Below are 24,768 nucleotides of genomic sequence, written 5' to 3'. Positions count from 1 at the left end.
AAAAGCACTTGCGGGATTGATGCAAGTGCTTTTTCTTGAATAAACTATTTTCTTTTTAAGAATAATAAAAGCAGACTAACCGCGATAAAAGCGGCCGGCCAATAAGCTTCTACATATGCCGTCTCGATATTCGCCGTCTTCAGCCAGGCGGCAATCTGCCGGAAAAAATAAAGATAGAGGGCGACTGCGATCATCAGCAGACTCTCATATTGATATTCTTTCGTCTTAAACGATTTGACAAGAAGCGCCGCACCAAGGATCAGCACGATGACCGCAAAATCATCCGCGCGGCTGAAATAGTCCTCTTTAAATGTGAAATAAACGCCGATCGCTGTCATGAAGAGCCCTGCAAAGGAATGGGCGGAATCGGCTTCCTTCCGCCCCTGATAAAAAAGAGCCAGCCCGATGAGCCCCGCAAGTACAGACCATTCTTCCTGTCCGTCAAACAGGCTGATCCGGCCCGACCGCAGAAAGGCGTAGACAGCCACGGCTATCAACAGCAATGGAAGCAAAACAGATTTCTTTTTCAAAGTATCACCTTCTTGATGTAGTGAAAGAAATAGAAACACATTTTCTACTATATCACATCAATTTTTTAAAATCTGTTCACATTTTGGGAAGAGAAAATAGTGAATATATGTTATAATCGTTTTGAATAATAAATTCTATATTATAATCATTCTAATTTAGATAGATGCTGGGGGTGCAAGCAAGAGTTATGCATATACTTGTCGTGGGATTGGATTACAAATCAGCCCCTGTTGATATACGTGAAAAGTTAACCTTTCAGCCGGATGAGCTGGGGCAGGCAATGTCGCAATTGAAAGAAGAAAAAAGCATACTTGAGAATATCATCGTGTCGACATGCAACCGGACAGAGCTGTATGCAGTCGTTGATCAGCTGCACACCGGGCGTTATTATATGAAAATGTTTTTGGCGAACTGGTTCGGACTAAGCAAAGAGGACATTTCGCCTTACTTGAAGTTTTATGAAAACGACGGAGCCGTTGAACATTTGTTCCGCGTATCGTGCGGATTGGATTCGATGGTTATTGGAGAAACGCAGATTTTAGGCCAAGTGCGTACAAGTTTTAAGCTGGCTCAGGAAGAGAAGACAATTGGTACCGTTTTCAACTATTTGTTTAAGCAGGCTGTCACCGTCGCGAAGCGCTGCCATGCCGAAACGGACATTGCTTCAAATGCTGTATCCGTCAGCTATGCAGCCGTCGAGCTTGCCAGGAAAATCTTCGGCGACCTTTCCGATAAACACGTGCTGATTCTCGGCGCGGGCAAAATGGGAGAGCTTGCGGTTCAAAACCTGCACGGCCACGGAATCGGACAGGTTACCGTGATCAACAGAACATTTTCAAAAGCGAAGGAGCTTGCCGGCCGTTTTTCAGGCGCGGCGAAAAGCTTAAATGAGCTGCAATGCGCTTTAATGGAAGCCGACATTCTCATCAGTTCAACGGGCGCAAGCGGCTATGTCGTCACAAAAGAGATGATCGAACATGTCAATAAGCTTCGCAAAGGATGTCCGCTTTTTATGGTGGATATTGCCGTGCCGCGGGATCTTGACCCGGCTCTCAGCGATGTGGAAGGCGTCTTTCTGTACGATATTGACGATCTTGAAGGGATCGTGGAAGAAAATCTGAAGGAGCGTCAGGCCGTTGCTGAAGAAGTGGAGCTGATTATTGAAACTGAGATCGTCGCTTTTAAACAATGGCTGAATACGCTCGGCGTCGTGCCGGTCATCTCTGCTCTCAGGGAAAAAGCTTTGACAATCCAGGCGGAAACGATGCAGAGCATCGAACGGAAGCTCCCTCACTTGAGCACAAGAGAGAAAAAACTTTTAAACAAGCATACGAAAAGCATTATCAACCAGCTCTTGCGCGACCCGATTTTAAAAGTGAAGGAGTTTGCGTCAGAAGCTGATGCCGAAGAAAAGCTTGCACTGTTTTCGCAGATTTTTGATATTGAAGAAGCGGCTTTTCCTGACGGAGAGAATCAAGACGAACGCCAGCCGGTTCATGCGTTTAAGCGGCAAAACCAGCAGGGTTTGACTTCTATCGCGAGCGAGTGACAGACATGACAGACACATTGTTAGCAAGGCTTAACGAAGTTACAATCGTGTTGTACGCGCTCACCGTCCTCTTTTATTTTATAGACTTTTTACAGCACAACCGGAAGGCGGGAAAAGCGGCCTTCTGGTTGCTTTCTATTGTCTGGATTCTGCAGACGGTATACCTTTTTTATTTCATGCAGTACACAGATCAGTTTCCTGTTTTGAATAATGCACAGGGGCTTTATTTTTACGCGTGGGTGCTTGTCACGCTGTCTCTCGTTTTGACGAAGCTTTTGAAAGTGGAATTTCTCGTTTTTTTCACCAATCTCATCGGCTTTTCAATGGCGGCGATCCACACGTTTACACCGACGGCCCAGCAGTCGGCGGAGCTTTCGGGAAGGCTCGTGTCCGAGCTCTTGATCATTCACATTACAATGGCGATTCTTTCGTATGGAGCGTTTTCATTGTCGTTTGTCTTTTCCGTGCTGTATCTTTTTCAGTACCGTTTATTGAAAAAGAAAAAGTGGGGGAAATGGCTCTTACGAATCGAAGATTTGCCAAAACTTGATCATATGGCTTATGTCCTTAATCTCATCGGCGTTCCTATGCTTTTGCTGAGTCTGATTCTGGGGATTATCTGGTCGTATGTATCGCTTGAAACCCTGTACTGGGCGGATCCGAAAGTGCTCGGATCGATCGTGCTGCTTTTTTTATACGGATACTATTTATTTATCAGGATTGTCAAAGAGCTGCAGGGAAGGATCGCGGCCATGTGGAATACCGCGTCTTTTCTTGTTCTTTTAATCAATTTCTTTTTGCTCGGCAGCTTTTCGCAATTTCATTGGTTTAGTTAGTTAAAACGGTTGCCCGTGACGGATTGGGAGGAAGAAAACATGAGAAACATCATTGTAGGCTCAAGAAGAAGCAAATTGGCGATGACCCAGACAAAATGGGTGATCAAAAAGCTGGAGGAATTAAATCCGGATTTCACGTTTGAAATAAAGGAAATCGTTACAAAAGGCGACCGGATCTTGGATGTTACGCTGTCAAAGGTCGGCGGGAAAGGCCTGTTCGTCAAAGAAATCGAACAGGCGATGCTTTCCGGGGAAATTGATATGGCCGTTCACAGCATGAAGGACATGCCGTCGGCGCTTCCCGAAGGGCTGGTGGTCGGCTGCATTCCAAAACGGGAAGATGCCAGGGACGTTCTCATTTCAAAAAGCCGTCAAAAGCTGGCCGACCTGAAACAAGATGCGGTTATCGGCACGAGCAGCCTCAGAAGAAGCGCGCAGCTTTTGCAAATGCGCCCCGACCTTGAGATCAAGTGGATCAGGGGAAATATCGATACAAGGTTGAAAAAACTTGAAACCGAAGATTACGACGCGATTATTTTAGCAGCGGCCGGCCTGTCAAGAATGGGCTGGAAGGACGATGTCGTCACCGAATTTCTTGATCCAGAGAGCTGCCTTCCCGCCGTTGGGCAAGGCGCGTTGGCGATCGAGTGCAGAGGCTCGGATGAGGAGCTGCTGTCCCTCTTTTCGCGCCTGAACGACCGCTACACACAGCTGACCGTCACGGCCGAGCGTGCTTTTCTTCATGCGATGGAAGGCGGCTGCCAAGTGCCAATCGCCGGATTTGCGACGATGGACGAAGACGGCGTCATCGAACTGACCGGTCTTGTGGCATCGCCTGACGGAAAAACCGCATACAGAGAAACAGTAAAAGGAAAAGATCCGGAGGCTGTCGGCAGAGAATGCGCGGCGGTCATGTCGGAAAAAGGAGCAAAGGCACTGATTGACCGTGTGAAACAGGAGCTGGAAGACAATGAAGCATGATCTTCCTTTACAGGGAAAGAAAGTGCTCGTCACCCGCAATAAAGCCCAAGCCCAATCCTTCAGGGAAAAGGTGGAGGCTTTGGGCGGAGAAGCTGTTTTAACGTCATTGATTTCGTTTCGGCCCGCCCTCCCGCGAGAACAGGCCCAGCGCTTTCGAGCAGATCTTGAAAGCGCGGACTGGCTTGTTTTTACAAGCGTGAACGGGGCAAAATTCTTTTTTTCTTATTTGAAGAACGCCGGGTTCAGCGTTCCTTTCGCATCAAAGGCCAAGGTTGCCGCTGTCGGTGAAAAAACGGCCAGGTATTTGCGCGACAGGGGTCTTTCTGTCGATCTGATGCCTGAGTTATACGTGGCTGAACATTTGGCGGAGGCACTGAAGCGAAATGCCGGCCGTCATGATAAAGTGGCCGTTTTAAAAGGAAATTTATCCCGGGACGTCATCAAGAAAACCCTCACTCCGCTCGGAATTCAAGTTTCGGAATGGATTTTGTATGAAACCGTTCGTGATGAAAAAGGAATTCTGGAGCTTAAGGAAGCAGCAAAACACGCGTCTTTTGATTTTGTGACATTTACCAGCTCCTCGACGGTACATACATTCATGTCCATTTTGGAAGAGGAGAGCAGAACGTGGGCCGAAAAGAACGGTACGGCTTTTATTACGATCGGGCCTATGACAAAGAAGGCGCTGTCGGACTACGGAATTCCTTCATATATGCCGGACGTCTATACAATCGACGGAATGCTGCGTGAAATATGCCGCATTTCAAGAAAGGGAGAATGACAAATGGAAGCATCATTTCAAAGACACCGCCGCCTGCGGACGACAGCAGGTATGCGAAAATTGGTAAGAGAAACCGAGTTAAGAGCATCTGACTTCATTTATCCGATATTTGTAACCGAGGAAGAGAACGTTAAAAGCGAAGTTCCGTCCATGCCGGGCGTATACCAGCTGTCTTTGGACCGGCTGAAAGAGGAAATGGAGGAAGTCGCAGGCCTCGGCATTCAATCTGTGATCGTCTTCGGCGTGCCTGAACACAAAGATGATGTGGGAAGCGGAGCCTATCACAACCACGGCATCGTTCAAAAAGCGATTGCGCAAATTAAACAAGACTTTCCTGAGCTTGTCGTTATCGCAGATACATGCCTATGCGAGTACACGGACCACGGTCACTGCGGCCTTGTGGAAAACGGTGAAATATTAAATGACGAATCGCTCGTTCTTTTGGCAAAAACCGCTGTCAGCCAAGCCCGTGCAGGCGCTGACATTATTGCGCCTTCAAACATGATGGACGGTTTCGTTGCCGCCATCAGGGATGCGCTTGATCAGGAAGGATTTACAAATGTGCCGATCATGTCGTACGCTGTAAAATATGCGAGCGCGTTTTACGGCCCGTTCCGCGATGCCGCGGGAAGCAGTCCGCAGTTCGGCGACCGCAAGACGTACCAAATGGATTATGCCAACCGCAGGGAGGCTCTCCGGGAGGCAAAATCCGATGTGGAAGAAGGCGCCGATTTCCTGATCGTCAAGCCGACGCTTTCATATCTTGATATCGTCAGAGAAGTGAAAAACGAATTTAACCTGCCTGTTGTCGGATACAATGTAAGCGGGGAGTATGCGATGGTCAAAGCCGCGGCCCAAAACGGCTGGATTGAAGAAAAAGCTCTTGTTCTCGAAATGCTGACAAGCATGAAACGGGCGGGCGCTGATTTGATCATTACGTACTTTGCAAAAGATGCGGCAAAATGGATTTCGGAATAAGAATTTTGAACTGGGGGTTTTAGAGGATGCGGAGCTATGAGAAGTCTAAAGCGGCATTCGAGGAGGCGCAACGAGTCATGCCTGGCGGGGTGAACAGCCCGGTCAGAGCCTTTAAATCAGTGAACATGGACCCGATTTTTATGGAGCGGGGAAAAGGATCAAAAATCTATGATATTGACGGAAACGAATACATCGATTATGTCTTGTCATGGGGACCGCTTATTTTAGGACACAGCAATGAAAAAGTGGTGAAAGAAATTCAAAAGACGGCAGAACACGGGACAAGCTTCGGTGCACCGACAGAACTGGAAACCGAGCTTGCCGAGCTTGTTATCGACCGCGTTCCTTCCATAGAAATCGTTCGGATGGTGAGCTCCGGTACGGAGGCGACGATGAGCGCCTTGCGGCTGGCGCGCGGTTACACAGGCCGTAACAAAATCGTGAAATTTGAAGGCTGCTACCATGGACACGGTGATTCCCTGCTGATTAAAGCGGGCTCTGGAGTAGCAACGCTCGGCCTCCCTGACAGCCCCGGAGTTCCGGAAAGCATTGCAAAAAACACGATTACCGTTCCTTACAATGACCTGGAAAGCATGAAGCTTGTCTTTCAGGAATTCGGAGAGGACATTGCCGGCGTTATCGTTGAACCTGTCGCGGGCAATATGGGTGTCGTACCTCCGGTTAAAGGGTTCCTCGAAGGGCTTCGCGAGCTGACTGAGACGCATGGCGCTCTGCTGATTTTTGATGAAGTAATGACAGGCTTCAGGGTGGGCTACAACTGTGCGCAAGGCTATTTCGGAGTGACGCCTGATTTGACTTGCCTCGGAAAAGTGATCGGCGGCGGTCTTCCTGTCGGCGCTTATGGAGGAAAGGCGGAAATCATGGAGAAAATTGCGCCGAGCGGTCCGATCTATCAGGCCGGCACGCTGTCCGGCAACCCGCTTGCCATGACAGCCGGACTCGAAACATTGAAACAGCTGACTCCTGAATCCTACCAGGAATTCTCCCGCAAAGCAGACCGTTTGGAAAAAGGAATTTCTGAAGCTGCCGAGAAAAATGGCATTCCGTGTACATTTAATCGAGCGGGGTCTATGATCGGCTTTTTCTTCACAAATGAACCGGTCATCAATTATGATACAGCGAAACAGTCTGATCTCGGACTGTTTGCCGAATATTATAAAGGGATGGCCGATGAAGGCGTGTTTCTCCCGCCTTCACAGTTTGAAGGGCTGTTCTTGTCAACCGCTCATACGGATGACGACATTGAGCATACGATTCAAGCTGCTGAACGCGTATTCGAAAGAATCAGCCGCTCCAGATAAAGAAAAGGGCTGCCGGACATTGCCGGCGGCTCTTTTTTGCATGGTGCCGGTAACGGCTTATGATTTTTCTGTTCATATTCTGCCAGCTTTTCTCATACATCTTTACTGACATCTAATTTTAAAAATTAGGTGAAGGGAGGATATCAGTTTGCCGCAAAACAATCGTTTGCAATTTTCTGTAGAAGAGTCAATCTGTTTTCAAAAAGGACAGGAAGTATCCGAATTATTATCGATTTCATTGGATCCTGACATTACCGTTCAGGAAGTAAATGATTATGTATCCATACGAGGGTCATTAGAGCTGACAGGCGAATACAACATAGATCAAACCCGGGAATATGCAGAGCTGCCTGCGACAAGCCGATTTGTGGAAGATGTAAAGCTGAAAGGGGACGGCAGCGCAGAGCTGACGCATTGTTTCCCAGTGGATATCACCATCCCGAAAGACAAGGTCAATCATTTAAACGACGTATTTGTTTTTATTGATGCTTTCGATTATCAGCTGACAGATGCGAGGATGTTGACGATTCAAGCTGATTTGGCGATTGAAGGCCTCTTGAATGTAAGCGGTGAAGCCGGAGAAGAAGAACCGCGTACTATGCCTGCGGCAGTCCAGCCGGAAGAGGAGCTTGAGCCTGCCTTCAGATCACCTTCAGACGACGAAGAACAGGGTAAAGAGGAAGAATTTTTGATTCAGCTTGACAGGTCTTATGAAGAGCAGGACGAAGAACAGCCGTATGAAGAAGCAGAAGAAACTGATACCGATGCGGAAGCGGTTCCGATTTACCAGTCGTTTCTCGGAGACGATACAGAGGAAACAAAGCCGTTTTTTACAGCGTCTTTGTCTGCGGCAGAGCGGACGAAGCGTGAAATGGAAAATCCAAAAGACGCCGCTCTTGAACATCCGGAAGAAGAATATGAGCTGAAAAGGGAGAAAGTAGAAGCAAAACCGGAAGAATATGAGCTGAAAAGGGAGAAAGTAGAAGCAAAGCCGGAAGAATATGAGCTGAAAGAGGAGAAAGAAGCAAAGCCGGAAGAATATGAGCTGAAAGAGGAGAAAGAAGCAAAGCCGGAAGAATATGAGCTGAAAAGGGAGAAAGCGGAAGAGAAGCCGGAAGAATACGAGTTAAAAAGGGAAGAAGCGGAAGAAGAGCCGGAGCCGCTCCAAAGGGCTTATCAACCTCATGATGAACTGAAAGAAACCCCGTTCTACGGTGTTCCGCCTCTTTTGGAGGAAGACCAGAATGACAGGGAGCCTGAGACGTTTGAAGTTGAAGTGACACAGGAAGCAGAAGCGATTGATGAAGAAGAGGAAGCCGGGCATACCATTGAAATTCCGGAATATTCGTTTCATGAGCAGACGGAGCCTGAAGAAGAAAGAGATGAGATGCCGGCAGCAGACGACCAGGAAGTGTCAGCGAAGGAGAATGACAATGCTCTCTATTTGACAAAGCTGTTTACAAAACAGGGAGAGGAGGAGTTTACTCGAATGAGGATGTGCATCGTTCAGCAAAACGATACCATTGATCTTTTGTGCGAGCGCTATGATATTAATGTCCAGCAGCTCATCCGGATGAATTCCCTTTCCCTTGACGAGGAATTAAAAGAGGGACAGATCCTTTATATACCGGATTATCAAAGCAGCCATGCCTAATGCATTGATAAAAATGTGGTGAAGCCGATGGAAGGCATCCAGTCTGTTTTAAATGAGTACGGTCTTACGCCTGAATATATGGAATCGGTCAGTCCAAAGGTATGGAAAGTGTATACGGATCACGGTGTATTCGCCCTGAAAAAATTGGCGGCTTCAAGAAACGCCCGCTTCACAGAACAGATGATCTTGCTGGAGGAAAAAGGCTACAGGCAGTTTGTTCCCGTCTATCGAAATCGCACGGGCGAATTTTTAACGCAAGCCGGAGAAGATGTCTGTTATCTCATGCCTTGGCTTACCCTTGAAAGAGAGGAAGAGCGTGACCAAAAACACGAATATATGTTTAAAGAAATCGCTCTTCTTCACCAGCGAACGGAAAAAGAGCTCGGTGTGAGGCGGGAAGAAATACTCGGGCACTATGAACGGACAAAACGGAAATGGGAACAGCAAAAACAGAAATATGAAGAATTCATCTCAAGAGCGGAAAACGAATGGTATATGTCCCCGTTCCAGCTTCAGGCAGCCATGTATTTCAAAGAGACGATATCAGCTGCAGACTTTGCGCTTGCCCGCCTTGAAGAGTGGTATGAGACCATGAAAGACAAAGAGTCTTCGAGAATGGTTTTAAACCACGGGCAGCTGTCCGTCCGGCATTTTCTCTATAACGATACCGGAACGGGTTACTTTACGAACTTTGAGAAAGCGGGACACGGGCCCCCAGCGAACGATCTCATCGTATTTTTTACAAGAATGTTTAAGACGAATCCCGTGATGTGCACGGAATGTGTAAACTGGTTTTATACGTATCACAATGTCTATCCTTTGCGGGAGGAAGAAATCAGCTTATTCCTCAGCTATATGGCTTACCCCGGGCCTGTATACGGTGTGCTGAACCGCTACGACCTTGAGAAGGGGCCCGGAGAAAAAGAAGCCTGTACAACGCTTTTGAAGGCGTACTGGCAAATGAAAAACGCCGAACCGCTTGTGATGAGCATTCACGAGACGGAAGAAAACAGAAAACTGCAGGAAGAAACAGAGTCCCCATCATCATGATGCGGACTTTTTTCGTGCTTATATCCAGTCAAGGTGAAAGGCGCACGCAAGGAATATGAGAATGCCCAAAAGGAGGACATCAAATGTGGTCGGAAAGATGATCGTGCGTATGCCCTGGAAGATCGTGATCGGGAGGACGACTTGAACAGCAACAAGCCTGACTTGCTTCAGCCACGGCTGGAATGAATGTGTGTTGAATTTTTTTCGCATCTTATGCCTCCTCTCCTTATCGTTACAGCATCATATGAGGAAAAGGAGCTTGTGTGCATGGCCCAGTATCGTATAAAACAAGAGAAAAACGGAAAAGATGATTGACGAAAATGAAAAAGATTTAGTAATATAAGAAAAAGAAAAAGTACGTGCTGAAAAGTCAATGATCACCCGCTTTGAATGGGAAGAGTACAAAAACAGACGCTTGCAGAGAGGGAAGCCGGTTCGCTGAAAGGCTCCCAGTCAGTCTTTTTTGGAAGGTCGCCCAGGAGCGCAATTTCTCGAACAAAAAGTAGAGAAATTCGGGAAAGTCCCGTTATCCCATTTAAGTGCGTGAATGCGTTTTTTTCGCATTCATGAAAAAAGGTGGTACCGCGAGAGAGTTCTCTTCGTCCTTTTAACAGGATCGAGAGGGCTCTTTTTTATTGTTCAGCCGTTTAATACTGTTGGAGGTTTGAAAATGGATAATCAAGAACTGACGATGCCGACAAAATACGATCCGTCTGCAGTTGAAAAAGACAGATACGACTATTGGGTGAACGGCAAATTTTTTGAAGCGAAAAACGACCCTGAAAAAGAACCGTACACCGTTGTCATTCCCCCGCCGAATGTGACGGGTAAGCTGCACTTGGGGCATGCTTGGGATTCCACCTTGCAGGATATCGTGACAAGAATGAAACGGATGCAGGGCTATGACGTGCTCTGGCTGCCGGGTATGGATCACGCCGGTATTGCAACTCAGGCAAAAGTAGAAGCGAAGCTTCGCGAAGAAGGAAAAACGCGCTATGATCTCGGCCGCGAAAAATTCCTTGAAGAAACATGGAAATGGAAAGAGGAATATGCCGATTTTATTCGCAGCCAATGGGCGAAAATCGGGCTTGGCCTTGACTATTCAAGGGAGCGTTTCACCCTTGATGAAGGGCTTTCTAAAGCGGTTCGCGAAGTATTTGTGAAGCTATATGAAAAAGGGCTGATTTACCGCGGAGAATATATCATTAACTGGGACCCGGCCACTAAAACGGCTCTGTCTGACATCGAAGTCATCTATAAAGACGTACAAGGCGCGTTCTATCATATGCGCTATCCGCTGAAAGACGGTTCAGGCTCGATTGAAATTGCGACGACCCGTCCGGAAACGATGCTCGGCGATACAGCGGTTGCGGTACATCCGGAAGACGAGCGGTACAAACACCTAATCGGAAAAACGGTTATTCTGCCGATCACAGGAAGGGAAATTCCGGTTGTCGGAGACGACTACGTCGATATGGAATTCGGCTCAGGTGCCGTCAAAATTACACCTGCCCATGATCCGAACGACTTTGAAATCGGAAACCGCCACAACCTTGAACGCATTCTCGTTATGAATGAAGACGGCACAATGAATGACAAGGCGCTTCAATATAAAGGCATGGACCGTTTTGAATGCCGCAAGCAGATCGTGAAAGATCTTCAGGAAGAGGGCGTGCTGTTCAAGATTGAAGAACATACGCATTCGGTCGGCCACAGCGAACGCAGCGGAGCAGTCGTTGAGCCGTATTTGTCAACGCAGTGGTTCGTGCAAATGCAGCCGCTTGCCGATGCCGCCATCGAATTGCAAAAAAGCGAAGGAAAAGTCAACTTCGTCCCTGACCGTTTTGAAAAAACGTATCTGCACTGGATGGAAAATATCCGCGACTGGTGCATTTCCCGCCAGCTTTGGTGGGGCCACCGTATTCCTGCGTGGTACCATAAAGAAACGGGGGAAATCTATGTGGGCGCTGAAGCTCCTGAAGATGCCGAAAACTGGGAGCAGGACAAAGACGTTCTTGACACATGGTTCAGTTCCGCTCTTTGGCCGTTTTCAACGATGGGCTGGCCGGATATCAATGAGGAAGATTTCAAGCGTTACTATCCGACGAACGTCCTTGTCACAGGATACGATATCATTTTCTTCTGGGTATCCAGAATGATCTTCCAAGGTATCGAATTTACCGGAGAACGTCCGTTTAAAGATGTTTTGATCCACGGGCTCATCCGCGACGACCAGGGCCGCAAAATGAGCAAATCGCTCGGAAACGGCGTCGATCCGATGGATGTGATCGATAAGTACGGAGCGGATTCGCTGCGCTACTTCCTTGCGACGGGAAGCTCTCCAGGGCAGGATTTACGCTTCAGCTTTGAAAAAGTGGAGTCAACATGGAATTTTGCGAACAAGATTTGGAACGCATCAAGGTTTGCCCTGATGAACATGGACGGCATGACATACGAAGAGCTTGATCTGTCAGGAGAAAAATCAGTTGCCGATAAGTGGATTTTAACAAGGTTGAACGAAACGATTGAAACTGTGACACAGCTGGCTGACAAGTACGAATTCGGCGAGGTTGGCCGCCATCTCTACAATTTTATCTGGGATGATTTCTGCGACTGGTACATCGAAATGGCTAAACTTCCGCTTTACGGTGAAGATAAAGCGGCGAAAAAGACGACCCGCTCTATTTTAGCGTATGTGCTGGATCAAACGATGCGCCTGTTGCATCCGTTTATGCCTTTCCTGACGGAGGAGATCTGGCAGCATCTTCCTCACGAAGGGGAATCCATTACAGTCGCCAAGTGGCCTGAAGCTGTTAAAGAATATACGGACACCGAAGCAGCGGCGGATATGAAGCTTCTCGTTGAAGTCATCCGCGCTGTACGGAACATCCGGAGCGAAGTCAACACGCCGCTCAGCAAGCAGATTGAGCTTTATATTAAAACAAGCACGCCGGAAATCGCCGAACGACTTGAAGAAAACCGTTCGTACGTAGAACGCTTTACGAATCCGAGCCTTCTTCAAATCGGAACGGATATTCAGGCGGTCGATAAAGCGATGACCGCTGTCGTATCCGGCGCCGAGCTGATTTTGCCGCTCGAAGGTCTGATTAACATTGAGGAAGAAATCAGCCGCCTGCAAAAAGAACTCGATAAGCTGACGAAGGAAGTTGAACGGGTTCAAAAGAAATTAAGCAACGAAGGATTTATGAAAAAGGCGCCAGCACATGTCATTGAAGAAGAGCGGGCGAAAGAAGCCGATTATACGGCAAAACGTGAAGCTGTAGAAAAAAGAATCGCCGAATTGAAAAATTAATCAACGAAAAAAGGAGGTGTTTTCCAGGTCTTTCTAAAGATGCTGGAAAACACCTTCATCAATTGAAGGGAAGGAATTCGCTTGTTCAAAACGTTTGATGAAGCACTCAGCTGGATTAACGGAAGGCTTAAATTCGGCGTGAAGCCGGGTTTGGAACGAATGGAATGGCTTCTGAGAAAGCTCGGGCACCCCGAGAAAAAGCTTAATGCGATTCATGTCGCCGGAACAAACGGAAAAGGTTCAACGATCGCTTTTCTCCGTACGGTATTCAATGAAGCCGGTTATACAGCAGGCACCTTCACATCACCGTATATCATTACCTTTAACGAACGGATCAGCGTTGACGGCGCACCGATCTCGGACGACGAATGGACGGCGCTCTTTAATGAGGTCGGGCCTCTCGTCCTTGAGCTTGAAAAAACCGAATTCGGAGCCGCCACCGAATTTGAAATTATTACGGCATGCGCATTTTTATATTTTGCTAAATACCGGCGCACCGATTTTGTTATTTTTGAAACGGGATTAGGCGGCCGTTTGGATTCGACAAACGTCGTGAAGCCGATGTTAACGGTCATCACTTCGATCGGCCATGACCATATGGCAATATTAGGCGGCACGCTGAAAGAGATTGCCGCAGAAAAGGCGGGAATCATCAAACACGGCGTTCCTGTTATCACAGCCGTTCATCAGCGTGAAGCAGCTGAAGTGATAAAGCGAAAGGCGATGGAGACAGAATCTGCTTTTATATCCCTTCATGAGGATTGCGAGCTGTCCGGAGAGCGTTCACTGCCCGATGGAGAGCAGTTTTCACTGAAAACACCGTTACATCGTTATGAAAGAATTGAAACAAGCCTGATCGGCACCCATCAGCGGCAAAACGCGTCTCTGGCCATACTTGCGGCCGAATGGCTGACAGCCGAAAAACATGCGGCCATCAGCGAAGAAGAGCTGAAACGCGGCATTCATAAGGCGGGATGGCCCGGCCGGTTTGAGAAGGTATTGAACAGGCCTCTCGTTTATATCGACGGCGCTCATAACAAAGAAGGGGTAGAGCGGCTGGCCGAGACGATCACGTCCCACTTCGACGGGCGAAATATTCACGTATGCTTCAGTGCTCTCAAAGATAAGCCGTACAGAGACATGATCCGCAAAATCGAGTCGTTTGCGTCATCGATTCACTTCACATCTTTTGATTTTCCGAGAGCGGAATCCGCTCAAAAGCTGTTTGAGCAAAGTACCGCTGATCATAAAACATGTGATGAAGACATCGGCTCTGTTTTCCGCTATATCGAAGAACAAGCTGAAGATGAAAAAGCGGTGGTCATTGTTACCGGGTCGCTTTACTTTATTTCCGCCGTCAGGGCAGTTTTAACTGAATAAAAAACATAAAAATGCGCTTTTGGCCATCGGCTGACTGCGCATTTTTATGTTTTATGAAAAGCGGAGGCGCTTCATATTTGCTAAAATAACAGCCTCAGGAAGCCGTTTTTTCCCATGAAGCGGTTAAATTTGATTGTGCGAGGCTGATAGTGATGTTCATCTTTTACCTTTTTACGGCGGGGTTAGTGCTCGGTTCCTTTTTTAGTTCAGCCGGGCGCCGCATCCCTGAAAAGATATCATTGATTGCTCCGCGTTCCCTCTGCCGGGCTTGCAAAAGAAAGCTGGGCCTCGCGGAGCTGATACCTGTTTTGTCCTATTTGATGCAGCGGGGGAGGTGCAAGGGGTGTCAAACCCCGATATCGATCGTGTATCCGGCAGTTGAGCTCTCCGCCGCCATCCTGTTTGCGTTTGCCGGTATGCAGATTGGGCATCAGGGGGAGCTGGTGATTGTGCTTGCTCTTATTTCCCTGCTTTTGATCGTCTTTGTATCTGATGTGACACATATGGTCATTCCGGATGCTGTGCTTTGTTTTTTCCTGATTGTCTTTGCTGTCGGACGGTTTCTTGTTCCCCTCGAGCCGTGGCATTCCGGTTTAAGCGGTGCGTTTGCCGGCGGCATGCTTCCGCTCTTGACGCTGCTTTTGACGAAAGGAGGGATCGGCTGGGGGGATGTAAAGCTGTTTGCGGTGCTCGGCATGGCGCTCGGCAGCCGCCTCCTCATTCTCGCTTTTTTCCTTTCGGCAGCCGCAGGAACGGTGCTTGGTCTGATTGCATTGCTGGCAGGAAAGCTAAAGAAAAATGAACCTATGCCGTTTGCTCCCGCGATTCTGATCGGGACGCTGATAAGCTGTTTCTATGGCAATCCAATGATCGAGTGGTACCTTCAAATGGCACGGTGGTGAAAAATTTGACGAAACCTTTTTGGGCAAGACGACAAAAGTCTTGTTCTTTTTTTTTGAGGCTGTGTTAAAGTGTGGACAATAAGAGGGACAGCCTTTGGGAGAACTCCTCCTTCCTTCTGGCTTCCCTCTGCCGATCGTATAGAGAGCGGCCAATCTGCCGCCTAATCTCAATATAAAACAATAAACGGAAAGCGAGGGAAGCCACATGAAAAAACGGAAAAGCAAGAAAAACTCAGCTAAAAAAGTGCCCCAGGAAGACCCGCTTAAAGTGATGATCAATGGCAGAGAAGAGACCATCTACGGAAATGAAAAAGAGTTTTCCAACAGAAATGAAGAAAAGAAGTTCACCTTTTCAAACTGGGAAGAAAAGAGAAAGGCGGAACGGGAAATATCGGCTTCAAAAGAGGACGGCGCACCTGAAACAGATGAATTTACATGGACGCCTCCAGACGAAGAAGAAACCGTGTACAAAGACGATCCCAAAGTGGTGGCGCCTTATCAAAAGAAAAACGAGGCTAAAAACAACCGAAAAGCGAAAATGTCCCTTACGTTTCCTTTGAAGCGCTTTGCTGCAACCATTATCTTTGCTGTGTTGCTCGGCACGGGACTCGGGCTGTTCGCGCTGAATCTCGCAACCCATAAAGAAGGAGTGCCGGCATCCGGCAGCTTGGGTGCGGATGCGGAAAACGGACAGGCGGTAAAAGCCGGTGACTCAGGTGCCGAAGAGAAAAAGAGCGGACAAAAAAATAGCGGACAAGCGGGAGAATCTTTTCACAGCTTTGCCGTTCAGGCCGGCAAGTTTTCATCTAAAGAAGGAGCGGAGACGCTGGCCTCTCAAATCGCAGACAAGGGGTATGCCGCCGTTTCGATTGCCAAAGACGACGGATTTTATGTGATCGCCGGAATAACAGGGGAAAAACAGATGACATCTGAAATTGGCAAAATATTAATCGAAAACGATTTTGAAGCGTGGGGCGGAAAAGAGCTTCCGGTTGCACTCGAGCCCGGTTTGCTAGAGCCTTTTAAAGAAGCGGCCGAGCTGTCGGCAAAAGCGATTCTCGGCGCGGAGGTTACATCTCAAAACATAGCTGATGTCAAAGCTGAACTTGACGGCGCCAAATCAAAAGGAGAATCTGAAGAGGTAAAGAAGAGCATACTGGAAGCCGTCAACCTGCTTGAGAAACCGACCGCAGCCAACGGCTGGAAAAGCCAGCAGCTATTGCTGAGCCAAATAAAATAAAAAAACCAGCAGAGGCGCTGGTTTTTTTATTTTCACGATTTTTGTCATTAAAAAGTTACTTTTCTGAAATTGTGGCGGCGGCGTTCTTTTGGTAGGATAAAACAGGTATCTTTTTTTCCTATGCAAAAACCTTTGAAAGGATGTCTTCTTATGACCCGACAGCTCATATTGGCTTCACAATCACCCCGCAGAAAGGAACTCCTCGATCTTCTTCAGATTCCATACAGCATCGTTACGAGCAACGCGGAAGAAAAATTAATTCGAAACTTTTCACCAGCAGAAAACGTCAAATGGTTGGCGGAACAAAAAGTGCGTGCAGTAGCCGAACAATATCCTGATGCCGTCGTGCTTGGCGCCGACACCATTGTTCTTTATGACGGGGCTTATTTGGGCAAGCCCAAAGATGCCGAAGATGCAAAAAGGATGCTGAGCATGCTTTCGGGACAGACCCATTCAGTGCTTACCGGCGTCTGCATTAAGGACGGCGAGAGATGCGAAACATTTTTTGAAGAAACCGAAGTCTTTTTTTGGCCTCTTGAAGAAAAGGAAATCAGCGCTTACATCGCTACAGGAGAGCCGTTTGATAAAGCCGGTTCATACGGAATACAAGGAAAAGGCGCGCTTTTTGTCAAACAGATAAAGGGAGACTATTATACAGTTGTGGGTCTTCCGATTTCCAAAACGATGAGAATGCTGAAAACGTTCGATCTTCACTCCTTTTGATAAACCGAACGAGAAGGGAATCAAAAGGGAGGGTTTATCATAAGCGATCTGCCGTTGAAATTAAAGGATTTTCCTGATGAAGAAAGGCCGCGGGAGCGCCTTCTCAACACAGGCGCCGAAAGTTTGTCAAACCATGAACTGCTCGCGATACTGCTCAGAACCGGGACGAAAAAAGAATCGGTTCTTCAGCTTTCAAGCCGGCTGCTTCAAACGTTTGACGGCCTCCGTTTGTTAAAAGAAGCATCCGCTGAGGAGCTTTCAAGCATTTCCGGGATCGGCCGCGCCAAAGCCGTGCAGATTTTGGCGGCGCTCGAACTTGGCCGGCGCATTCACAGCCTTGCCTGCAAAGACCGTTATGTGATCCGTTTTCCCGAAGATGCGGCCAATTTTTTAATGGGGGATATGCGCTTTCTGTCTCAGGAGCACTTCGTATGCCTGTATCTGAACACGAAAAACCAGGTGATCCACAAGCGAACAATTTTTATAGGAAGCTTGAACTCTTCAATCGTCCATCCGAGGGAAGTGTTTAAGGAAGCTTTAAAGCGCTCCGCAGCCTCATTCATCTGCGTCCACAATCATCCGTCCGGAGATCCGGCTCCAAGCCGCGAAGACATAGAAGTTACACAGCGCCTTCACGAGTCCGGACAGCTGCTTGGAATCGAATTGCTCGATCATATCATCATCGGTGATCAAAAATTTGTGAGCTTAAAAGAAAAAGGATATTTGTAACACTTTTTTTTTCATTAAATTAAGCTATAATAGAATTTATGGGTTTTTGCTTAGGAATATTGTTTTAAGAAAGGAAGATACATACAAATGTTTGGAATTGGTGCGAGAGACCTTGGAATAGATTTAGGAACGGCGAATACGCTTGTTTTTGTGAAAGGTAAAGGAATTGTCGTCAGGGAGCCTTCCGTCGTTGCGCTGCAAACAGATACAAAGCAGATCGTTGCAGTCGGAAACGATGCGAAAAACATGATCGGACGTACGCCCGGCAATGTCGTCGCCCTCCGCCCGATGAAAGATGGCGTAATCGCTGATTATGAAACAACAGCGACAATGATGAAACATTATATTAGCAAAGCTGTTAAAAACAAAGGCTTATTTGCGAGAAAGCCTTATGTCATGGTTTGTGTCCCGTCGGGAATTACGGCGGTTGAGCAGCGTGCGGTAATCGACGCTACGCGCCAGGCCGGGGCGAGAGATGCATATCCGATTGAAGAACCGTTTGCAGCGGCGATCGGAGCCAATCTTCCTGTTTGGGAACCGACTGGAAGCATGGTGGTCGACATCGGCGGCGGAACGACCGAAGTCGCGATTATTTCCCTCGGCGGCATCGTCACATCCCAGTCTATTCGCGTTGCCGGTGATGAAATGGATGAAGCAATCATTACTTATATTAGAAAAACATATAACTTGATGATCGGTGACCGTACTGCGGAAGCGATCAAACTTGAAATCGGTTCTGCCGAAGCTTCTGAAAACGGAGAAAGCATGGAAATCCGCGGCCGCGATCTTTTAACAGGTCTGCCGAAAACGATTGAAATCACTGAAAAAGAAATTACAGCGGCGCTTCGCGACACTGTGACTGCAATTGTCGATGCCGTAAAAAATACGCTTGAAAAAACTCCGCCTGAACTCGCGGCTGATATTATGGACCGCGGAATCGTCCTGACAGGAGGCGGTGCGCTGCTGCGCCACTTGGACAAAGTCATCAGCGAAGAAACGAAAATGCCGGTTTTAATTGCGGAAGACCCTCTTGACTGTGTAGCGATCGGAACAGGTAAAGCTCTCGAGCAAATTCATCTATTTAAAGGCAAAAATTAAGGACACAGGGAATAGAAGAGGTGTATAATCATGCCGCAGTTTTTTACGAATAAACGGTTGATGCTTTTACTCCTTTGTATCATCATTTTAGTGGCAATGATTGGATTTTCGTTAAAGAATGACCGGAATGCAACTTGGCCCGAAAAATTTATTGGCGATACAACTGGTGTATTCCAGACGATTTTTCATACGCCCGCTCAATTTTTTGCGGGCTTCTTTGAAAATATCGAAGACTTAAAAAATACGTACAGCGAAAATGAGCGCCTGCGGAAAAAGCTCGACGGCCAGACGCAATACGAGGCAAAGCTGCAAGAGCTTGAAAATGAAAATAAGTCTTTAAGAAAAGAGCTCGGCCATTTGAAATCAATTAAAGACTACACGCCGATTCTGGGGACTGTTATCGCCAGAAATCCCGATAAGTATGAGTGGTGGAACCTGATCACGATTAACAAAGGTTCTAAGCACGGCGTCGAAAAGGATATGGCGGTCACAGATGAAAACGGCAACTTGATCGGAAAAATCAAAAGCACTAAAGTGAACAATTTCACTTCCACCGTCCAGCTTTTAAGCGCAACAGACAGAAACAACAGAATTTCTACGGTTATCGCTGCAAATAAAGGCAAGAAAACGGTCAACGGAATCATCAACGGCTACGACTCCGAGAAAAAGGCGCTGTCAATGGAAATCATTGAGCCTGATGAAGACAGGGAAGTGAAAAAAGGAGACCTCGTCGAAACTTCCGGGGCGGGCGGCGTTTTTCCGAAAGGCCTGACAATCGGAAAAGTGACAGAGGTTGAACCCGATTCCTACGGCTTGACAAAAATCGCTTATGTAGAGCCGGCGGCCGATATGTATAACCTTGATAACGTCATCGTCGTCGACAGAACGCTTGATACGGTGGATGTCAACAAGATGGACGATGAGGAGGAAGGTTCGTGAAACGCTTCCTTCTTCCCGTCGTGATGATGTTTGTTTTAGTATCTGACAGCGTCTACGCGGATTTTGTCAACCTGCCTTTTGTGACGGAAGAACAGCAGCTCATCCCGCGTTTTCTGCTGCTTGTCTTAGTTTTTATGACGGCTTATGTCAATCAGCCTTTTGCCATTACATATGGATTTATTTTCGGACTGTTATATGATATTAATTACACCGACCTTTTAGGTGTATATATGTTCGGTTTTGCCGGTATTTGCTATTTATCGTCAAAAGCATTCAAAGTATTGCAGACAAACGCGCTGGTCGTCATTTTTATTTCGCTGCTCGCCGTCTGTGTTCTTGAATTTTACCAATATGGCGTGCAGATGCTGATACGTCCGGAAATCATGCCGTTCCATCAATTTGTGCTCGGCAGGCTCCTGCCTACGCTTGGGCTGAACGCCGTTGGCGGCCTTTTGCTCATTTACCCGTTCAAATGGTTTTTTACCAGTCTTAAGAAAGAGCTGAGGAATGAGTAAAAGAGGATTTTATGAGCCGATGTCGAAAAGAGTATGATGTTGAGGTGAACACCGTGAAGACCCAAAAGCAGCAATACGTAACAATTAAAGGAACGAAAAATGGATTGACGCTTCATCTTGATGACACATGCTCTTTTGAAGAATTATTGTACGGTCTTCAGGATATGCTGTCACTCGAACATTATATGGATGGAAAAGGCCAGAAAATCAGTGTGCTCGTTAAGCTCGGCCACCGTTTTGTGACCGAGGAGCAAGAACAGATCCTGACCGATGTGATCACTGAGAAACAAAATCTGTTCATCCACTCCATTGAAAGTGAAGTCATAACCAAAGATGAAGCAAACCGTTTAAAAGCGGAAAGCGAAATTATTTCTGTCGCTAAAATTGTCCGTTCAGGGCAAGTCCTCGAAACGGAGGGTGATTTGCTTCTGATTGGGGATGTGAATCCGGGAGGAATGGTGAAGGCCGGAGGGAATATTTTCATCCTCGGCTCATTAAGAGGGATTGCCCACGCCGGTTTTAATGGAAATAAACGAGCTGTTATTGCGGCTTCGGATATGAGACCGACTCAATTGCGTATCAATCATGTGCTCAATCGCTCCCCAGACCACATCCAAGAAGGGAACGACATGGAATGTGCTTATTTAGATGAAAATGAGAATATGGTCATTGACCGCCTTCAGCAATTAGCTCATTTAAGACCTAGTTTAACAAGGCTTGAGGGAGGAATGTAAAATTGGGTGAAGCTATCGTAATAACCTCGGGGAAAGGCGGAGTAGGCAAAACGACGACATCCGCAAATCTTGGCACCGCCTTGGCCATTTTGGGAAAACGGGTATGTCTCGTTGACACGGATATCGGCCTGCGCAATCTTGATGTCGTCATGGGCCTTGAAAATAGAATCATATATGATTTGGTAGATGTCGTTGAGGAGCGATGCAAAATCCATCAGGCGCTTGTGAAAGATAAACGCTTCGATGATTTGCTTTATTTGCTCCCGGCCGCCCAGACAAGCGATAAGTCGGCTGTTCTTCCCGAGCAGATGGTCAAGCTTGTCCAGCAGCTCAAACAAGACTTCGACTACATTGTCATCGACTGCCCTGCAGGGATTGAGCAAGGTTATAAAAATGCGGTCTCGGGCGCTGACAAAGCGATTGTCGTGACGACACCGGAAATCTCCGCTGTTCGTGACGCCGACCGGATCATCGGCCTGCTTGAAAAAGAAGAAAATATTGAGCCGCCGAGACTTGTCGTCAACCGGATCCGCAACCACTTAATGAAAAACGGCGATACGCTGGATGTTGATGAAGTCATTCAGCACTTGTCGATCGAACTGATCGGTATTGTTGCGGATGATGACGAAGTGATTAAAGCTTCCAATAACGGGGAGCCTGTCGTCATGGATCCGAACAATAAAGCTTCAATCGCATACCGGAACATCGCCCGCCGCGTGCTGGGCGAATCTGTGCCTTTACAGTCGTTTGAAGAAGAAAATAAAGGCGTTTTCGCAAAGATTAAATCATTTTTCGGCGTACGCGCTTAACTTGCAAAAAAGCAATCTCCAAAACGAGATTGCTTTTTTTGCAGTTTCATTGATCGTTTTCGACTTTGTGCTTTAACAAGGAAAGCTTATTGTCCCAATACATGTCGAAGTAGGCGAGCCACTGCTGCAGCTCCGCGAGAGGTTCGGGATGAAGCCTGTACAGTTTTTCTCTGCCCGCTTTTCTTCCGCTGACAAGCCCGGCTTCTGACAAAATTCTCAGATGCTTTGAAACAGCCGTTCGGCTCATCGGGAAATGAGTGCTGATATCTGTTACAGGCAATTCCCTGCCGGCGAGGAGCTTCAGCATCTTTCGCCGTGAGGGATCGGAAACGGCTTGGAACACATCATGTTTTACGGCCGATGATGTCACTAGCCTTCAACTGCCTGACGCAGCTTTTGATTGACGATCACTTCCCAGCCGCCATTCATCCGATTGCGGACATCCGCTTGTTTTTCTCCCGCTTTTGCAACCGTTTCTTCCGGCGCGCCCCATCCTGAATGAATCAGGGTAAATTCGGTTTTTTCTGCAGACAGCTCTTTCAATTCAAATGTGACGATCCATCCCGACGTATCCCAGCTGAAAGCGAGTCGATGCGGCGCTTCAAGCTCGATCACTTTGCAAGGGGAGGGGCCGAACGGAGACTGCAAGGTGAATTCACAGCCGATCTCCGGACGGAAATCATTTGGCATAAACCAGGCGGCGATGCCTTCGCTGGTGGCGACGGCCTCCCACACTTTTTCTATCGATGCGTGAAAAACAGCCTGTTTATGTATATCAGGTAATTGTTGATTGCTCATAATAGACCTCCTAGAAAAAAGTAAAACCAAAAGGTTTCCTATCTATTATATGAAACCTTTTGGTTTTATGTCAATATACCGTCATAAACGCCTGGGACAAGACATATCATTGAACAAACGAACCTGAATGTAAAGGATGAGGGTTATGAGTCATAGAGCAGATGAGATTCGAAAAAGAATGGCCAGGAAAAGAAAGCGGAAAGCGCCGGATAAACAGCCCTTTTCGTCAGGCGGCAAAAAGCTGCCGGTCAAGCCGCCTGCATGGACAGCCTTTTCGGAAGATGAAAAGGCCGGAGACTTCCCTCCGCCTGAGGGAAGCTCCCTGCTGATAAATGGGAAGCACCCTCTTGTCAAAGCGGATGCGCTCATCATGAAATGTCTTCTGTCGGCATGTCTTGTCCTTGTGTCCGCTATTGCCTACAAAGGCCAGTTTGAACCCGCAAACCAAATCAAACCGGTCATCAGCCAGGTGTTTACTGAAGAGTTCCAATTTGCGGCTCTCCAGAATTGGTATGAATCCAAGTTTGGCGATCCCCTCGCATTCTTTCAACCGAAAGGTGAAAAACCATCCGGTCAGGTCGAGGTGAATCAAGATCTCGCTGTTCCTGCCATGGGAAAGGTTCAGGAGAAATTCTCAGGCCAGGGCATTAAGGTAGAAACAGAAGACGAAACGATCCGCAGCATGAAGGAAGGCTATGTCATTGAAGTGGACAAAAATCCGGAAACGGGCCTGACGGTGGTTTTGCAGCATGCGGACAACAGCTATACCTACTACGGCCAGCTGAAAAAAGCGGATGTCGCTTTATACGATTTTATAGATAAAGGAACGAAGCTCGGAACGATTAAGCAGGATAAAAATCAAAAAGGCGTCTATTACTTTGCGATCAAACAAGGAGAGGAATTTGTTGATCCGATACAGGTGATCACATTTGAATAAATGGACGGAGCTCTTCACCAAGCTTCACATTCACCCGCTGCTGTGGCTTGTCATGGCGATCGGTATCATGACAGGACATATTAAAGCGCTGTTTTGTTTAATGATCGTTATTTTGATCCACGAGCTTGGCCACGCTGCTGCTGCCGTTTATTTTTCATGGAGAATTAAAGGCATTTTCCTGCTGCCTTTTGGGGGAACGCTTGAAGTCGATGAACATGGCAACAGACCGTTAAAGGAAGAGCTGGCCGTCATCGCCGCGGGGCCTGTTCAGCATATCTGGCTTCAATTTGCTGCATGGCTTTTGGCGGTCAATTCGCTCGTCAGCCCTCATATATTTGAAACGTTTACCTTTTACAATCTGACCATCCTCTTGATTAATCTGTTTCCGGTTTGGCCGCTTGACGGCGGGAAGCTGCTGTTTTTGCTGTTTTCAAAACACCTTCCGTATCAGAAAGCACAGCGGGTGATGCTGGCTGTGTCGTGCTTTTGCTGTACTGTTTTAATCGCGGCAATTCTGTTGGTTTCCCCGTCACAGCTGAGCGCTTGGGTGCTCCTCGTATTTTTGGCTGCATCCCTTTACCAAGAATATCGCAATCGCCATTACGTCCATATCCGTTTTTTGCTTGAGCGCTATTACGGAAAGGAGAGGGAAGTGCGACGCCTCGCCCCGATCACGGTGTGCGCTGAACAGCAGATTTATGAGGTCATGCTCCTGTTTAAACGAGGCTGCAAACACCCGATCATTATTGAGAAGGACGGACAAAAACTGAGCCAGCTTGATGAAAATGAAGTTCTCCACGCTTATTTTACAGACAAGCGTACGACTTCCTCAATGGAAGATCTGCTTTTGGTTTATTGACCGTCCATCCTTCTAAAAGACATTGACACTCGGGCTCTTTTCTGGTATATTTTTTAATGTTATGGATGTAGCACCCGTGCTACAACCGCTCAGCACAGGTGTTAAGTGCT

General features: G+C 47.4%; 25 protein-coding genes and 2 other annotated features (1 of these 27 running past the window's edge). Of the genes, 21 read left to right on the top strand and 4 right to left on the bottom strand.

Annotated elements, in window-relative coordinates:
• Positions 1 to 44 precede the first annotated feature (44 nt).
• Complete coding sequence (locus LQ247_RS09730) at positions 45 to 530, bottom strand: hypothetical protein (RefSeq protein ID WP_231005952.1); 486 nt, start codon at positions 528 to 530, stop codon at positions 45 to 47.
• Positions 531 to 718: 188 nt separating this feature from the next.
• Here LQ247_RS09730 and hemA point away from each other — a divergent pair, with 188 nt between their 5' ends.
• From hemA to ysxE, 8 genes are all read left to right on the top strand, one after another.
• Complete coding sequence (gene hemA, locus LQ247_RS09725) at positions 719 to 2,080, top strand: glutamyl-tRNA reductase (RefSeq protein WP_231005950.1); 1,362 nt, start codon at positions 719 to 721, stop codon at positions 2,078 to 2,080.
• Positions 2,081 to 2,085: 5 nt separating this feature from the next.
• Positions 2,086 to 2,916: a cytochrome c biogenesis protein gene (locus tag LQ247_RS09720; RefSeq protein ID WP_020452464.1), complete on the top strand. Its 831-nt coding sequence runs from the start codon at positions 2,086 to 2,088 to the stop codon at positions 2,914 to 2,916.
• A gap of 39 nt (positions 2,917 to 2,955) precedes the next feature.
• The gene (gene hemC / locus LQ247_RS09715) at positions 2,956 to 3,897 is read left to right on the top strand and encodes a hydroxymethylbilane synthase (protein WP_095290842.1); all 942 of its coding nucleotides are present in this window, start codon (positions 2,956 to 2,958) and stop codon (positions 3,895 to 3,897) included.
• Positions 3,887 to 4,678, top strand: a complete 792-nt coding sequence (locus tag LQ247_RS09710) for a uroporphyrinogen-III synthase (RefSeq protein ID WP_231005948.1) — start codon at positions 3,887 to 3,889, stop codon at positions 4,676 to 4,678. The genes hemC and LQ247_RS09710 overlap by 11 nt, the downstream gene beginning before the upstream one ends.
• 3 nt (positions 4,679 to 4,681) lie before the next feature.
• A complete protein-coding gene (gene hemB / locus LQ247_RS09705; protein WP_020452461.1) occupies positions 4,682 to 5,656 on the top strand; it encodes a porphobilinogen synthase in 975 nt (324 codons plus the stop codon).
• A 26-nt stretch (positions 5,657 to 5,682) separates the two neighbouring features.
• On the top strand, positions 5,683 to 6,978 hold the full coding sequence (gene hemL / locus LQ247_RS09700; RefSeq protein WP_025811039.1) for a glutamate-1-semialdehyde 2,1-aminomutase: 1,296 nt from the start codon (positions 5,683 to 5,685) through the stop codon (positions 6,976 to 6,978).
• Positions 6,979 to 7,126: 148 nt separating this feature from the next.
• Positions 7,127 to 8,632 carry a LysM peptidoglycan-binding domain-containing protein gene (locus LQ247_RS09695; RefSeq protein WP_231005946.1) on the top strand — a complete coding sequence of 502 codons (1,506 nt, stop codon included), beginning with the start codon at positions 7,127 to 7,129 and terminating at the stop codon, positions 8,630 to 8,632.
• A gap of 27 nt (positions 8,633 to 8,659) precedes the next feature.
• Complete coding sequence (ysxE, locus tag LQ247_RS09690) at positions 8,660 to 9,682, top strand: spore coat protein YsxE (RefSeq protein WP_095290849.1); 1,023 nt, start codon at positions 8,660 to 8,662, stop codon at positions 9,680 to 9,682.
• Between the two features lie 18 nt (positions 9,683 to 9,700).
• On the opposite strand, the gene LQ247_RS09685 is transcribed toward ysxE, so the two are convergent.
• Positions 9,701 to 9,892, bottom strand: a complete 192-nt coding sequence (locus tag LQ247_RS09685) for a hypothetical protein (RefSeq protein ID WP_020452457.1) — start codon at positions 9,890 to 9,892, stop codon at positions 9,701 to 9,703.
• Positions 9,893 to 10,059: 167 nt separating this feature from the next.
• Positions 10,060 to 10,292, top strand: a binding site (T-box leader).
• A 60-nt stretch (positions 10,293 to 10,352) separates the two neighbouring features.
• Here LQ247_RS09685 and LQ247_RS09680 point away from each other — a divergent pair.
• The 11 genes from LQ247_RS09680 to minD all read left to right on the top strand — a co-directional run bounded on the left by LQ247_RS09680 (position 10,353) and on the right by minD (position 22,064).
• Positions 10,353 to 12,995: a valine--tRNA ligase gene (locus LQ247_RS09680; protein WP_231005944.1), complete on the top strand. Its 2,643-nt coding sequence runs from the start codon at positions 10,353 to 10,355 to the stop codon at positions 12,993 to 12,995.
• An 81-nt stretch (positions 12,996 to 13,076) separates the two neighbouring features.
• Positions 13,077 to 14,375 (top strand): bifunctional folylpolyglutamate synthase/dihydrofolate synthase, encoded by a 1,299-nt coding sequence (locus LQ247_RS09675; RefSeq protein ID WP_020452455.1) that lies wholly within the window; start codon positions 13,077 to 13,079, stop codon positions 14,373 to 14,375.
• A 152-nt stretch (positions 14,376 to 14,527) separates the two neighbouring features.
• Positions 14,528 to 15,277, top strand: coding sequence for a prepilin peptidase (locus LQ247_RS09670; RefSeq protein WP_231005942.1), 750 nt, complete (start codon positions 14,528 to 14,530; stop codon positions 15,275 to 15,277).
• Between the two features lie 205 nt (positions 15,278 to 15,482).
• Positions 15,483 to 16,517, top strand: coding sequence for an SPOR domain-containing protein (locus LQ247_RS09665; protein WP_026579135.1), 1,035 nt, complete (start codon positions 15,483 to 15,485; stop codon positions 16,515 to 16,517).
• 150 nt (positions 16,518 to 16,667) lie between these two features.
• Positions 16,668 to 17,240, top strand: coding sequence for a Maf family protein (locus LQ247_RS09660; RefSeq protein ID WP_020452452.1), 573 nt, complete (start codon positions 16,668 to 16,670; stop codon positions 17,238 to 17,240).
• Positions 17,241 to 17,294: 54 nt separating this feature from the next.
• On the top strand, positions 17,295 to 17,969 hold the full coding sequence (gene radC / locus LQ247_RS09655) for a RadC family protein (protein ID WP_020452451.1): 675 nt from the start codon (positions 17,295 to 17,297) through the stop codon (positions 17,967 to 17,969).
• A gap of 87 nt (positions 17,970 to 18,056) precedes the next feature.
• Positions 18,057 to 19,067: a rod shape-determining protein gene (locus LQ247_RS09650; RefSeq protein ID WP_003184042.1), complete on the top strand. Its 1,011-nt coding sequence runs from the start codon at positions 18,057 to 18,059 to the stop codon at positions 19,065 to 19,067.
• A 30-nt stretch (positions 19,068 to 19,097) separates the two neighbouring features.
• Positions 19,098 to 20,006 (top strand): rod shape-determining protein MreC, encoded by a 909-nt coding sequence (gene mreC / locus LQ247_RS09645; RefSeq protein ID WP_231005940.1) that lies wholly within the window; start codon positions 19,098 to 19,100, stop codon positions 20,004 to 20,006.
• The gene (mreD, locus tag LQ247_RS09640; protein ID WP_020452449.1) at positions 20,003 to 20,521 is read left to right on the top strand and encodes a rod shape-determining protein MreD; all 519 of its coding nucleotides are present in this window, start codon (positions 20,003 to 20,005) and stop codon (positions 20,519 to 20,521) included. Before mreC ends, mreD begins: the two co-directional genes overlap by 4 nt.
• Before the next feature lie 53 nt (positions 20,522 to 20,574).
• On the top strand, positions 20,575 to 21,255 hold the full coding sequence (minC, locus tag LQ247_RS09635) for a septum site-determining protein MinC (RefSeq protein WP_096748468.1): 681 nt from the start codon (positions 20,575 to 20,577) through the stop codon (positions 21,253 to 21,255).
• A 2-nt stretch (positions 21,256 to 21,257) separates the two neighbouring features.
• Positions 21,258 to 22,064, top strand: coding sequence for a septum site-determining protein MinD (gene minD / locus LQ247_RS09630; RefSeq protein ID WP_020452447.1), 807 nt, complete (start codon positions 21,258 to 21,260; stop codon positions 22,062 to 22,064).
• A gap of 46 nt (positions 22,065 to 22,110) precedes the next feature.
• On the opposite strand, the gene LQ247_RS09625 is transcribed toward minD, so the two are convergent.
• Together LQ247_RS09625 and LQ247_RS09620 are read right to left on the bottom strand one after the other, a co-directional pair.
• A complete protein-coding gene (locus tag LQ247_RS09625) occupies positions 22,111 to 22,434 on the bottom strand; it encodes an ArsR/SmtB family transcription factor (RefSeq protein ID WP_023855421.1) in 324 nt (107 codons plus the stop codon).
• Positions 22,434 to 22,862 carry an SRPBCC family protein gene (locus LQ247_RS09620; RefSeq protein WP_144498734.1) on the bottom strand — a complete coding sequence of 143 codons (429 nt, stop codon included), beginning with the start codon at positions 22,860 to 22,862 and terminating at the stop codon, positions 22,434 to 22,436. Before LQ247_RS09620 ends, LQ247_RS09625 begins: the two co-directional genes overlap by 1 nt.
• A 145-nt stretch (positions 22,863 to 23,007) precedes the next feature.
• On the opposite strand from LQ247_RS09620, the gene LQ247_RS09615 reads away from it, so the two are divergent.
• On the top strand, positions 23,008 to 23,799 hold the full coding sequence (locus tag LQ247_RS09615) for a peptidoglycan DD-metalloendopeptidase family protein (RefSeq protein WP_105980149.1): 792 nt from the start codon (positions 23,008 to 23,010) through the stop codon (positions 23,797 to 23,799).
• Positions 23,792 to 24,658, top strand: a complete 867-nt coding sequence (locus LQ247_RS09610; protein ID WP_020452443.1) for a M50 family metallopeptidase — start codon at positions 23,792 to 23,794, stop codon at positions 24,656 to 24,658. Before LQ247_RS09615 ends, LQ247_RS09610 begins: the two co-directional genes overlap by 8 nt.
• 73 nt (positions 24,659 to 24,731) lie before the next feature.
• Positions 24,732 to 24,768: a sequence feature (ribosomal protein L21 leader region), on the top strand (it continues 38 nt past the right edge of the window).

Source organism: Bacillus sp. BS3(2021), from assembly GCF_021043345.1.
GTDB classification, from domain to species: domain Bacteria; phylum Bacillota; class Bacilli; order Bacillales; family Bacillaceae; genus Bacillus; species Bacillus paralicheniformis.
The sequence above is the reverse complement of the archived record's forward strand: the minus strand, read 5'-3'. Positions and strand labels throughout refer to the sequence as shown.

Coding starts and splice junctions, on each gene's coding strand:
- hemA (WP_231005950.1), top strand. CDS start 719: ATGCATATACTTGTCGTGGGATTGGATTACAAATCAGCCCCTGTTGAT.
- LQ247_RS09720 (WP_020452464.1), top strand. CDS start 2,086: ATGACAGACACATTGTTAGCAAGGCTTAACGAAGTTACAATCGTGTTG.
- hemC (WP_095290842.1), top strand. CDS start 2,956: ATGAGAAACATCATTGTAGGCTCAAGAAGAAGCAAATTGGCGATGACC.
- LQ247_RS09710 (WP_231005948.1), top strand. CDS start 3,887: ATGAAGCATGATCTTCCTTTACAGGGAAAGAAAGTGCTCGTCACCCGC.
- hemB (WP_020452461.1), top strand. CDS start 4,682: ATGGAAGCATCATTTCAAAGACACCGCCGCCTGCGGACGACAGCAGGT.
- hemL (WP_025811039.1), top strand. CDS start 5,683: ATGCGGAGCTATGAGAAGTCTAAAGCGGCATTCGAGGAGGCGCAACGA.
- ysxE (WP_095290849.1), top strand. CDS start 8,660: ATGGAAGGCATCCAGTCTGTTTTAAATGAGTACGGTCTTACGCCTGAA.
- LQ247_RS09685 (WP_020452457.1), bottom strand. CDS start 9,892: ATGCGAAAAAAATTCAACACACATTCATTCCAGCCGTGGCTGAAGCAA.
- LQ247_RS09680 (WP_231005944.1), top strand. CDS start 10,353: ATGGATAATCAAGAACTGACGATGCCGACAAAATACGATCCGTCTGCA.
- LQ247_RS09670 (WP_231005942.1), top strand. CDS start 14,528: ATGTTCATCTTTTACCTTTTTACGGCGGGGTTAGTGCTCGGTTCCTTT.
- LQ247_RS09665 (WP_026579135.1), top strand. CDS start 15,483: ATGAAAAAACGGAAAAGCAAGAAAAACTCAGCTAAAAAAGTGCCCCAG.
- LQ247_RS09660 (WP_020452452.1), top strand. CDS start 16,668: ATGACCCGACAGCTCATATTGGCTTCACAATCACCCCGCAGAAAGGAA.
- LQ247_RS09650 (WP_003184042.1), top strand. CDS start 18,057: ATGTTTGGAATTGGTGCGAGAGACCTTGGAATAGATTTAGGAACGGCG.
- mreC (WP_231005940.1), top strand. CDS start 19,098: ATGCCGCAGTTTTTTACGAATAAACGGTTGATGCTTTTACTCCTTTGT.
- LQ247_RS09620 (WP_144498734.1), bottom strand. CDS start 22,862: ATGAGCAATCAACAATTACCTGATATACATAAACAGGCTGTTTTTCAC.
- LQ247_RS09615 (WP_105980149.1), top strand. CDS start 23,008: ATGAGTCATAGAGCAGATGAGATTCGAAAAAGAATGGCCAGGAAAAGA.